Raw genomic sequence first — 11,329 nt, 5'->3', positions numbered from 1 at the left:
TTTATTCCTGTAGTTTTAGGACTGTGGACTAAAATTACTAACGTAGATGTCTAACATTGACTACTTTTGGGTAGCTTTGTCCAGGTTTTTACGAGCGGTCAATATTCATTGTCACCGGATCTACATCTGCCAGTATCGGTGTTGCTCCGGCGTGGACGATCGCATTAACTGTAGCGCAAAAAGTCATCGGAGTAGTAATGACTTAATCCCCGGGTTTTACCGAAGCAGCGAGGATGCTCAAGTGCAGTGCCACCGTACAAGAGTTGACTGCGATCGCGTGTTCGGAATCCTTGTAAGCTTTGAAGCCATTTTGAAAAGTCATGACTTTCGGGCCTGTACCCAACCAACCTGTTTTCATGGTTGAGACCACTTCTTGAATTTCCGCATCTTCGATCGCCGGAGCGCCAAAAACCAAGAAACGGTCTTTTGAACGAATAGGATTGTTATTCATGTTGGTAGTTTTATTCAATTAAGTAAATAGAGCTGATGGAGTGAAACTCTACTACCCTGAAATTTTCGATGACCCTAAAAATTGTGATTTTATTTGATTTGAGATGCTGTCAATTAATCCTGTTTCTTAACCCTGTGTATCTTTAACTTGTTTAGTCAAGAATTTTAGGGAATTCGTTGCCTAATAACACCTGTCATAGCACGAGATTAAATGACAGGCTGTTTTTCTGCAAGTCCCTAACTTTGATATGATTGCTCTATCCTAAGCCACATAATCTGCTTGACAGTTGACAGTTGACAGTTGACAGTTTGAGAGCGACCTCTACCCTTAAGTCCGAGGATTGGAGTAATGAATAGTCTGATTTTCATTTCTCCCTCAAAGGCTTGGGGCTTTCAACCAATTCTTTCTGGTAAAAGGTCTTGCCTGCATTTTTTTGCGAAATATTCCTTAACGAATAAACAGTTATACGGAGAGTATATTCATTTTTTTAGTAAACTATCGAACATCGATTCCGAGACTTCTTTGAGAGTCAAGTTCTACAGTTTTAAATTTGAGATTTGAGAATTGGGAATGACTGATTCTCGTCATGTTGGGAGTTTGCCAGCAGTTACATTGTTTTACAGTCGGGTTAAAAATCAGGCAAGTTTTGCACAAATCTAGTGTGACTGCGCTGTAATTTATGTAGCTTTAGAAAAATTGTGCGATCGCACAAATCAACCGCTGCTCACAAAATCCCCTACAATCTAGGCAGGCGAATCTTGTTTAAAATGTCTTGCAGCCGTTCTGAAGCGCCACCAAATTGTTCAGACAAAGCTACAAGTTTGCCGTAAGCTTCAACTAAGCGATCGCCCTCAACATTAACCTCTGGAGCAGGATAATTCTTCATCGCTTCCAGCAGCGTAATCTCGTTATCATTAGTTGCCGACAGCACCAAGGCCTCGCGCAAAGCTTCTCGATTTGCTTTCCCAGAAGGAGTGCGAATTACCTGACCCACTTCATCGAGAATTATTTCCCCAACTTTACTGTTGAGCGTCCGATCCAACAAGCTTTGACTAACTTTCACCGGTCTCATCAGACTGCGGCGAACCACTTCCGGGTCTTTTTTTGCCTTTCCCAGCAGCATTTCTAGCCCGGGTGACATTTTCCCAGTTTCTGCAAAAATTTCTAATTCGCTGACTGGTAAAGTCATTCGGATCGCACTGTATTTTAGCACTACCTTTTCGGCCGCCGCCGCCACACTGCTGTAAAGTACGATTCCCACACCTGCGGCTAAAAATAACGTCCACCGCCCTTTGCAAAATGACTTGCTCATAGTAAAATATTCCAACTTTTTTGTCTAATTAGACTTTGACACATTTGGCAATCACCCGCTCCTAGCAAAATACCCAACGCCAACTCTTCTATCAGTGAAGGCTGGCGCTGGGCTTAAATTTATTTAATATATTTAGGGTCTTTATGAAAGCTGACCCCAATTGAACGAGTTAGAAGCGGTTTATGATTAGGATCTTTAAATTTGCTGACCCCAATTGAACCCACCTACCTATAATGACAGGGATCGATCGCAAACCAGGGTTTCGTAATAATTTCTTTATAATTATAACTTTTCATTGCCTCAGATATCTTTTTGTGTAGATTTGTAAAGCTTTGTTACTTGGACTTGGGCGATCGTGCTGCGGCGCGCTGCTCCAGGCGAAACAGGAACACCATCAGAGCCACGACTCCGACTTGGAGAGCAAAATTGGGTAAAGCAGAGCCAATTTCCCGGCCCGAGGCAATTTTGGCGAGGAAAACTACGCCGCCGATAAAGCCCGAAGCGCCACAAGCTACGTACACAAACTGTCGCAGAGGCCGGTAGGGAGTGGCCATTTCTGCGGTTAAACGCTCGTATTGTTGGCGGCTGAGGTTGCGGGGGTTTTTTGGGATGTAAGGGCGATCGTCAGAATTTGGGGCTGCCATAAATTTAGAGAATAGGTGAATTAGGATACTTGACAAAAAACTCGGTTGCAGGTATAATTATATGCTGCGCTGCAAAATACTGCCCAAAAACCAAATTTTTGTGACTGGTGTGTCAGTCCAATGAATATTAGGTAGGGTACAACAAATATCTCACAAGTTCCGGAATAAATCATCGCTGAATCAACATCACAACTGTCTGCAAACAGCCGACAAAAACGCCCAAAATCCCTCCTAAATTGACAATTCCCTGCAACTCGCTTTTGACAATTCCCTGAATTGCTAGCTCCAACTCTTCGGGAGAAGTGCCTTTTACTCGATCGATAATTACCTGGTCGATATTCAAAATCGGGATAGCCTGAGCTACAATATTTTCTAAATCCCGCTCTAGATAGCGATCTAACACCAAAGCCAGTTCTTTGCTCACAATTTCTAGGGAAGCGCTCATCACCGCTGAAGTTTGCAATCGATTGAGAATCAACCGCGAAATATTTTCCCAGTCAATAGATTTGCTCAACCCGTCAAGTACCTCTGTACCCCGCTCTTGAACGTAGCTGCGAACACTGTCGCGCATAGTTTTTCGCAATTGTCTCACCGTCGAAACCGGTAAGTTTTGCATCGACAAATTTTGCAGCCATTCCTGAAGTCGCCCGCGAATTCCCAAGGAAACCGTTAACTCTGCTAGCCGCTGATTTGTGACTTGTCTGTCATCCAGACAAAAAGTCCGCAGCCGAGTTAAAGTGTTACGCAAACCAAACAAATTGGCTACTACCCAATAAGTGCCGCTGGTTTTTTCTCGAAATCCTTCGTCGATGATCGAAATATTGCGATCGGTCAAAAAGTCAATCAAAGCCTGCCGCAGCACTTCTGGCGGTATTACTACCTGCAACAGCCAATCAGACAACTGACCAGCTTGAGAGTCAGTTAGCTGAATTTCCAGCAAAACTTGATCGAAAATTTGATTTAGCTGAGCTTCTAAAAAATCTTCCCGGCGCGCCAAAACTTTGAGAATTCGCGGCACAGATTCCCCGAGCAAGTCTCGCAGAATGTTAGCAAGAATTTTAGCAGTTTTTTGCTCTGTGTCTGCCTTTACTTGATCCAGGGCCAACTGCAACAGCCAGAGAATTACTGACTGCATCCGCTCAGTTTGAAGGAGGCGGCGCGCCAAGTTTTGCAGTTCCTGCGGCGTCAGCAGCGAACCCATGATTGTGTCGGAAATTCGCTTAGCCAAGCGCTCTTGGTTGCGGGGAATCAAGCCGGGAGTGAAAGGCAACTGCCGCCCTTTGATGTAAATAGCTCGATAGGGGCGGAACAGCATTTTGATAGCTATATCGTTAGTGAAATAGCCAATAATTCCTCCCACTACAGGCGGGGCTAACAACAGCCAAAGTTCAGAGGGATTCATCAATTATTGGGAAATTGGGAATTGGGCATGGGGCATTGGTTATTAGTTATTAGTTATTAGTTATTAGTTATTGGTTATCGGAAAATGGAACAACAAGTAACAAGTAACAAGTAACAAGTAACAAATAACTAATAGCAACTGTCAACTGTCAACTGTCAACTGTCAACTGACTAACACCAATACTCCCATCATAGCTCCGGCAATGGGATAGTGGGTGGCGGTGGCAAATCCGGCTTGGCGGGCGATCGCGACTTGCTGCTCGCCGATCGGGAATTTTTCTAAACTAGGATTAATGTAGGCATATTCTTGAGTCATGCCAAATTGCTGAGCAATGGGAACCACGAGAGTATCTAGATAAAACTGCTGAAAGCTCCGCATCAGGGAATTGCTGGGGCGGTGGAGGTCGAGAATAGCAGCCTTTGCGCCCGGTTTGAGGACGCGGTGCAATTCCTGAAGACTGCGGGGGATATCCGTCACGTTACGCAAGCCGTAACCCATGGTGGCGCAGTCGAAGTAATTGTCGGCAAAAGGCAAGTCTAGGGCGTCAGCTTCTACCCAGGTAATGGGACTTGCAGGAGTGAGAAAAGGTCGATCGCGCTTACCTGCAACGGCCAATTGTTCAGCAGAAAAATCTACTCCAAATACCGAACCGGTAGGCCCTGCTTGTTTTGCCAGCAGCAAAGCTATATCGCCGCTGCCGCAGCACAAGTCTAAACAAGTATTTCCGGGGCCCGCACAGCTCCATTGCACCGTCATTTGCTTCCAAATCCGGTGCTGCCCCAAGCTTAACCAGTCGTTCAATTGGTTGTAAACTGGTGCAATTCGATTAAATATAGTTTTAATTTCTTCTGCGTTATTAGTCATTGGTGATTAGTTATTAGTTATTGGTTATTTGTGATTAGTTATTAGTTATTTGTTATTTGTTTGTTACGAATGACTGTTGACTGTTGACTACTAACAACTGACCACTGCTTTCCTAACAACTGTCAACTGTCAACTGTCAACTGTCAACTAATTAATCACCCTGAAAACTCGTCAATACCAAAGCAACTTGTTGAGCGGCGAGGTGAACTGTTGTGAGTTCGTCGGGGCGCAGGGAACAAGGTTGCTTCCACTGAAGGGATATCAGGGCGATCGATCGACCTTTGTGAATCACCGGAACAGCCAAGTGAGCTTGAATGCCCGATTTTTGGTAGTGTGGCAGACTCGCTAGGGCTGCGTCGCTGGCAATATTCACAGCACCCTGAATAGCTTGAGAGGAAATCGCTTCTAGAACCAGAGGGTCATCTGCCAGCCAATTTTCCACAGTTTTACCGCTGGTGTGAGTGCCTTGAGCCGGCATTAAAGCAGTGCCTTCGACCAGTTGCAAAATGCAAATATCAGCCAAAAAATTATCGCTCACAGCAATAGCAATTGGGTCTAAAGTTGCTTCCAGACTCGGATAATCCACAGCGGTTTGCATGATGGTTGCTAACAGTTGTATTTGATTTTGGGCGCGATGCAATTCCTCAGTCCGCTGCTTGAGAACTTCATAAGTCTCGGCCGCCTTTTGCACCACCATTTTCAATTCGTTCGGGTCCCAAGGCTTGGTGATATACTTGTAAACCTGTCCGGAGTTAATCGCATCCACCAAGTCTTCAATATCCGTAAAACCAGTCAAGATAATTCTGACCGTATTCGGAAACTGCGGCACGGTTTTGCTGAGAAATTCCGTTCCCTTCATTTCTGGCATCCGCTGGTCGGAAATGATGACGGCGACCTCGCCCTCAATGGCGAGGACTTCCAAGGCGCGAATCCCGCTCTCAGCTTTGAGCACGTTAAAATCTCGTCGAAAAGTGCGGTAGAGTAAATCCAGATTGTCTGGTTCATCGTCTACTACCAGCATTTTGGGTTTTTTTGGTCGGTGTAGTGTCATGAGCTGGCGTTTAATTTGATCGAGCTCTGGAATGGCATTATCCATAACAATACGATAAACTCCCCTTTGTAAATTTAGGCGAGCAACTATTCTGTAACAATAGTCTCATAACTCCCTTACCATAAATCTATCGCTCTCCCGCGACACGAGCCTTGCTAGTATCCAATTACACATAACTCAACGCTGATTTTTGATTCAATTATGACTGATACACCGCAAGATTCTTCCCCTTCTAAACCTGCACCCTCCACTGATGCTGTGGATGTGGAAAAGTTAATTCGATCGCTCCGCCGCAAGGAAGGCACCTGGGTAGAGTGGGGACAAGCCTGCACGGCACTGTTGCAAGCGGGCTGCAACTCTCAGCAGATTTTTGAACAAACTGGTTTTGAGCCTATTCAACAAAATCAGGTCGGCGTTGCAGCACAAGTTTACACCAGCATGGTCAATGCTGGTGCTTCGGAGGAAGTTCGATCGCACTTTCTGCGGAAAGGTAGTGATATTTTATACGAGTTTCGGATTCTCTCGCAAGCAGAGCGAGCCGGAGCGGCAGCTTTGATGTTGGCCCACAATTTGGATGTTGATGATTCCCGCCAAGTTGCTAAGGCGATGAAGGAGTTTTCGCACTTCGGGAGTCTCCCGCAGGGGTTCACAGACACTCCTGGGGATGCTGTAGCTTACCAGTGTTGGCAGTTGGCGAGACAAAAAAGCGATTTGCAAGAGCGATCGCGCTTAATTGCTCGCGGTTTAAAATTAGCTAGCAGCCAAACTGCTAGGGCGCAAATCGAGCAATTGTTGGTGGATTTTACTGTAGTTCCGAGACGGGAAGCGCCTCGTTTACCAGTTTACAGGCTCGATACCGAGGAACAACTGCCTCGGATTGTCCCGGTTGTAGGCAAATTGCCACTTTCTACGTCAGATTTGCTGGCAGTGCCTTTGCCGGAGGAAATCGAGCCGTTTCGCATGGTAAAATTTTCCGGAGCTGGAGCTTGGGTGGCGATTCCCGGATGGCAGGTAATTTTGAACGCGGAAGATCCGGTGGCGGTTTTGGAAATGAGCGATCGACTGCCGGTACCGCTCCAAGGTAAAGTTGAAGAAGTTTTGATTATTGCCGATCGCGCCCAAAGACAGTGGGATGCTGAGAGTTATTTCCTCGCCGATAACGGGGGGAATCTAGAATTGCAGTGGTTTGAAACATCCCCGCAGTTGTCGATTTTGGGGCGAGTTGTTTTGGTGATGCGTCCGAAGAAGATTGTGGATGAAGATTATACCAAAGATGGATGGCAAATTGACGATTAGTCAGTTGGCAGTTGACAGTTGGCAGTTGGCAGTTGGCAGTTGACAGTTGACAGTTGACAGTTGACAGTTGACAGTTGGCAGTTGACAGTTGACAGTCATTCATAGGGTGTGTCGCGAGCGAAAATTCCTAAACAAAGATTGACAATCTCACCGCGACGCACCTTATATTATCTGCGATTCTGAATTTGGGCAGGAGTTGCACAACTGTTACATTAAATCAAAAAGGTACGTAGTTGCGCTTTAGCGCTCTTTCATAGATATACGCAAAGAGCGCTGAAGCGCAACTACGTACCTAAAGATTAAATCCCATAAAAGTACCTGTTGCGTTCAGAAGTGCTGGGAATGATATCAAGTGCGATCGCAATATTTCGGTGCTTGGTGCGTCGCTAGCTAATGACAAGTAAGAGTAAGAGGGCGGGCACGGGGGCACCGCCCCTACCAATGCCCAATGCCCAATGCCCAATGCCCGATGCCCCATGCCCCATGACTAATTTGCAGCAGGCGGTTTCGGTTCTTGAACTTTTGGAACTGAATGCTGTTTCTTAAATCGAATTATACCATAAGTCGCCGCCCCAATTACTAGGAAATAAGGACTGTAAGCCAACAGCCAAATGCTCAAAGAAAACAAACCTAAAGTTAATTCGCTCACAGAATGAGTTGCTTGTCCCCAAGTTTCCTGCACCCGCAAGCCGAGAGAAGGTTCCGGTTCTTGCTGGGCCGAGACTGCTGCTTCTAGAGTTAAACTAATAGTCGAATAGGCTACTTGATTCCGCAAACTTTTTAACTGAGCGTCGATGCGCTCGATCGACTCCCGAATCGTACTCAACTGCTGAGAAGCTTTGAGTACGTCGCCAACAGAGCCGGATCGCTCCATAATTTTTAACACAACTTCCTCGGATTTTCGCAGGTTGCGGAGCCTAGCCTCGCTGTCAACTAATTGATCGCTAACATCCTCAGCCGTCAGCCCTCGGTTTTCGACACTTCCGAGTTTTGTTAAAGCATTTAAAGTAGTTTCTAACTTTTCTTGAGGTACCCGAATCTGCATAGTTGCGGTTTGGCGCACGCTAGAATCCGGCGGCTTTTGGTTTTGGAAAGCCAAGATATCGCCTTGCTGTTTTTTCACAATCTCGGTGACAGATTTAGTGCTGTTGTCAATAGATTTGACAACTACACTGAGTTCGGCTTTTTTAATCAGTTGGGGAGCAGTTGCTGGAGTTTCTGCGGCTGGTTTTTTTGCGGTGTCAGCAGCAACTTTTGACGCTGCGCCTCCGGGTGTGCTTACAGGTGCGGGTTCGGATTGGGGAGCAGATGCGGCAATTTGCTTTTCGGCGCTGCGGGATGAAGCAAAGCCGTTTGTGGAGCCGCTGGGGGAGGAAGTTGCACAGCTTGGTAAAGCAATGGCTGAGGATAAAGTTAAGAATGCTACAACTGCAAAGCGAGTTGTGCTGTTGTTGGCTGGGTTTGGCTGGTGTGGTGGAAAATTGGTTTTGAGGTGAGTTTTCATTGGGGATTTTTCCTATAAAAAGGCTTGGGTATTGAATTTTATGCTGGTTTTAATTTAAGCTCGCATAGATAGGGTTTGTTGAGCCGATACCAAAATGGAAACGGTAGAGTTAAACAGTTGACAGTTGACAGTTGACAGTTGACAGCGAAGTGATAAGAGCGGAGATTTAAACTCCGTTCTTATCACAATCTGCCTTCATGCTGGGGCTTCAAACCCTTGCTATTCGGTGAATTTTTGGGGATTTTTAACCGCAGATAAACGCGGATAAACGCGGATGTAATTATGACTGATGAATTTGATACTGATTTTAGTCGATCGACTGCCGAGATCGATCGCCCGAACAGCACTTTCTCCGAGTTAGATCCCGCCGCGCTTTTGGCTGCCGCTTGCGGTAAAATTCGCGACAGCTTGCGTGCGGGCCAGCACGAGATGGCGGATTGGGCGGGCGGCCCCCTTGCGGTTTCGGCGGTTCCAGGGGCCGGGAAGTCTACAGGAATGGCTGCTGCGTCGGCAATTGCGATCGCCCGCAACCGACTTAACAACCGCCGTCAGTTAATTGTGGTGACGTTTACGCGATCGGCTGCTGCTAATATTAAAGCTAAAATTCGGGAAAGATTGGCACAATTGTCTTTATACCAAGGCGGTTTTGCCGTACACACTTTGCACGGTTTAGCTTTAAATATTGCGATGCGCCATCCCGATTTGTCGGGTTTAAATCTCGAAAATTCGACGTTAGTCACTCCAACTCAAAGTCACCGCTTAATTCGCACTTGTGTAGAACTTTGGATCGCGGAAAATCCGCGCAGATATCAAGTTTTGTTGGAAGGACAACAATTTGATGGAGAAGAAACGGAGAGATTGCGGCGACAATCGGTTTTGCGGACAGAGATTTTGCCGCAGTTAGCTAAAACTGTGATTCACGAGGCGAAATCTTCGGGTTTATCTCCCGAAGAGTTATTAAAAATGGGCGATATTAATTCTGGCGATGGTTATGAAATTTTAGCGGTAGCCGGCGGTTTATATCAAAAATATCAGGCTTTGTTGAGAAGCCGGGAATTCATCGATTATGACGAGATGATTTTAGCAGCTTTGCGGGTGTTGGACAATCCGGGAGCCAGGGCGATGGAACAAAAGCAAGTATTTGCCGTGTTTGAGGATGAAGCGCAAGACTCGACACCTTTACAGACTGAGCTTTTGAAAATATTAGCTCAAGATCCCGATCGTCCTAATTCACCTCCTAATTTTATCAGAGTTGGCGACCCAAATCAAGCAATTAATTCTACCTTTACTCCCGCCGATCCGATTTATTTTAACCAATTCTGTGACGAATGCGAAGTTGAAAACAAGTTGGCGACAATGGACGGTGCAGGCCGCAGTAGCCAGATCATTATTGATGCAGCTAACTTTATGTTGCAATGGGTAAACCGCTCAGAATTAGCGGGAACCGAACAGCCTTTTCGATCCCAAACTATCAAGCCAGTTCCCAGCGATGACCCGCAGCAAAATGCCAATCCTGCCCCCATAGGTCGAGGCTTAGAATTGCATACTCCCCGCGATATTTACCAGACAGTTGAGTTAATTGGAAAGCGGGTAATTGAGTTAGTAGAGGAATTTTTACCTGCGGATTTTGTCTGGGAAAGTCACGAGCAAAATATTCAATCGGGCAGTGAATCGAGGGATGAAGAAAATCGCCCTAAATTGCCAGTAGAAAATCTAAAATCAATGGCTGTTTTAGTGCGGGAAAACAAACAAGGCAAGTTTATCAAAGAAGTCCTAGAAAATCCGGAAAAACACGGATTGAGCTGCGATTTACGCAAATACGGGATTAAAATTGAGGATGTCGGGGAACGAGACAGACATTCTCAAGTACCTTGGGAAATATTAACATTGCTGCAATTTCTCGATCGCCCGCACTCACCAGATTACCTCAAAGCAGCCTTAAAGATTTTGAGCGATCGACAACTCATCCCCAAACAAGACTACAATGCCTTTGCCACCAGCCCCGAACAATTCCTCTACCCAGGCCCGCTAGACCCCCAGCAGTCAGATCCAGTCCGCAAATGCCGTTATTTTTGCTGCGGTTTGCTGCAAGCACGTTTAGAACTGCCGCCCTACCAAATCATCTCATTCTTAGCCTTAGCCCTGCAATACGACCAAACAGAATTAGCCACCGCCGACAAATTAGCAGAACGGGTAGCAATCCAAACAGCCGGTAACAATTCAATGAGCAATATTTTGGGAGTGCTGGGCGAAATTGTTAGTTCAGAAAGATTTGAGCCTGTAGATGCAGATGACAAAATAGAAGAACGCTACACCAGCAAAGGTCAACTAACAATTATTACCATGCACAAAGCTAAAGGATTAGATTGGGATTGTGTATTTTTACCATTTTTGCACGACCAAACAATCCCCGGAAGTTTGCGAGTTTTGCCACAAACTAGATTTTTAGGAGATTTCACTTTAGCAGAGGTAGCAAGAGCGCAAATTCGAGCCAGTTTGCACGAAAAACATCCTTTACCAAATCTGGGCGAAGCGTGGGAACAAGCAGGTTATTTGAAAACAGCAGAAGAGTTTCGATTGCTATATGTAGCAATGACGCGGGCCAAAAGTTTGCTGTGGATGGCCGCGGCGAAGAAAGGGCCTTTTACTTGGAACAAACCCGAGAATTTGCAAGAGCAAAAACCTTGTCCGGTGATGCCTGTTTTGAAACAGCAATTTCCGGGAAATGTGATGTTGTAAAATAGATTTTTGGAACGAACCGCGAACTCCGCAAACTTGGAGAACAAAAGCTCGATCAAAAAAACA

The 11,329-nt window shown here is 45.8% G+C and carries 8 protein-coding genes and 1 pseudogene; 2 read left to right on the top strand and 7 right to left on the bottom strand.

From position 1 onward, the window contains the following. Nucleotides 1-88 precede the first annotated feature (88 nt). The 6 genes and pseudogenes from JGK16_RS30800 to JGK16_RS30775 all read right to left on the bottom strand — a co-directional run bounded on the left by JGK16_RS30800 (nt 89) and on the right by JGK16_RS30775 (nt 5,769). Nucleotides 89-451 (bottom strand): annotated as a pseudogene (locus tag JGK16_RS30800) (DegT/DnrJ/EryC1/StrS family aminotransferase). Between the two features lie 736 nt (nt 452-1,187). Continuing rightward, on the bottom strand, nt 1,188-1,763 hold the full coding sequence (locus JGK16_RS30795; protein ID WP_293184742.1) for an alpha/beta hydrolase: 576 nt from the start codon (nt 1,761-1,763) through the stop codon (nt 1,188-1,190). 335 nt (nt 1,764-2,098) lie between these two features. Further along, nucleotides 2,099-2,407, bottom strand: a complete 309-nt coding sequence (locus tag JGK16_RS30790; protein ID WP_293184740.1) for a DUF3493 domain-containing protein — start codon at nt 2,405-2,407, stop codon at nt 2,099-2,101. A 169-nt stretch (nt 2,408-2,576) separates the two neighbouring features. Continuing rightward, entirely contained in the window at nt 2,577-3,809 is a 1,233-nt protein-coding gene (locus JGK16_RS30785; RefSeq protein WP_293184738.1) for a DUF445 family protein, read from the bottom strand. A 162-nt stretch (nt 3,810-3,971) separates the two neighbouring features. After that, entirely contained in the window at nt 3,972-4,673 is a 702-nt protein-coding gene (ubiE, locus tag JGK16_RS30780) for a bifunctional demethylmenaquinone methyltransferase/2-methoxy-6-polyprenyl-1,4-benzoquinol methylase UbiE (RefSeq protein ID WP_293184736.1), read from the bottom strand. A gap of 151 nt (nt 4,674-4,824) precedes the next feature. Then, complete coding sequence (locus JGK16_RS30775) at nt 4,825-5,769, bottom strand: response regulator (protein WP_293184734.1); 945 nt, start codon at nt 5,767-5,769, stop codon at nt 4,825-4,827. 156 nt (nt 5,770-5,925) lie between these two features. On the opposite strand from JGK16_RS30775, the gene JGK16_RS30770 reads away from it, so the two are divergent. Then, nucleotides 5,926-7,020 carry a RuBisCO accumulation factor 1 gene (locus JGK16_RS30770; protein ID WP_293184732.1) on the top strand — a complete coding sequence of 365 codons (1,095 nt, stop codon included), beginning with the start codon at nt 5,926-5,928 and terminating at the stop codon, nt 7,018-7,020. 487 nt (nt 7,021-7,507) lie between these two features. Here JGK16_RS30770 and JGK16_RS30765 read toward each other — a convergent pair whose 3' ends face one another. Then, nucleotides 7,508-8,524, bottom strand: coding sequence for a DUF4349 domain-containing protein (locus tag JGK16_RS30765; protein WP_293184730.1), 1,017 nt, complete (start codon nt 8,522-8,524; stop codon nt 7,508-7,510). Nucleotides 8,525-8,806: 282 nt separating this feature from the next. Between JGK16_RS30765 and JGK16_RS30760 the strand changes: the two genes are divergently transcribed. Continuing rightward, a complete protein-coding gene (locus tag JGK16_RS30760) occupies nt 8,807-11,263 on the top strand; it encodes an ATP-dependent helicase (protein WP_293193648.1) in 2,457 nt (818 codons plus the stop codon). The last annotated feature ends 66 nt before the right edge of the window (nt 11,264-11,329 follow it).

Source organism: Microcoleus sp. PH2017_09_SFU_O_A (assembly GCF_020738625.1).
Classification (GTDB): domain Bacteria; phylum Cyanobacteriota; class Cyanobacteriia; order Cyanobacteriales; family Microcoleaceae; genus Microcoleus.
This window is presented reverse-complemented; position numbering and strand designations above follow the sequence as displayed.

Excerpts from the sequence above, each read along its gene's own strand:
- ubiE (WP_293184736.1), bottom strand. The coding sequence starts at position 4,673 with ATGACTAATAACGCAGAAGAAATTAAAACTATATTTAATCGAATTGCA.
- JGK16_RS30785 (WP_293184738.1), bottom strand. The coding sequence starts at position 3,809 with ATGAATCCCTCTGAACTTTGGCTGTTGTTAGCCCCGCCTGTAGTGGGA.
- JGK16_RS30790 (WP_293184740.1), bottom strand. The coding sequence starts at position 2,407 with ATGGCAGCCCCAAATTCTGACGATCGCCCTTACATCCCAAAAAACCCC.
- JGK16_RS30795 (WP_293184742.1), bottom strand. The coding sequence starts at position 1,763 with ATGAGCAAGTCATTTTGCAAAGGGCGGTGGACGTTATTTTTAGCCGCA.
- JGK16_RS30765 (WP_293184730.1), bottom strand. The coding sequence starts at position 8,524 with ATGAAAACTCACCTCAAAACCAATTTTCCACCACACCAGCCAAACCCA.
- JGK16_RS30760 (WP_293193648.1), top strand. The coding sequence starts at position 8,807 with ATGACTGATGAATTTGATACTGATTTTAGTCGATCGACTGCCGAGATC.
- JGK16_RS30775 (WP_293184734.1), bottom strand. The coding sequence starts at position 5,769 with ATGGATAATGCCATTCCAGAGCTCGATCAAATTAAACGCCAGCTCATG.
- JGK16_RS30770 (WP_293184732.1), top strand. The coding sequence starts at position 5,926 with ATGACTGATACACCGCAAGATTCTTCCCCTTCTAAACCTGCACCCTCC.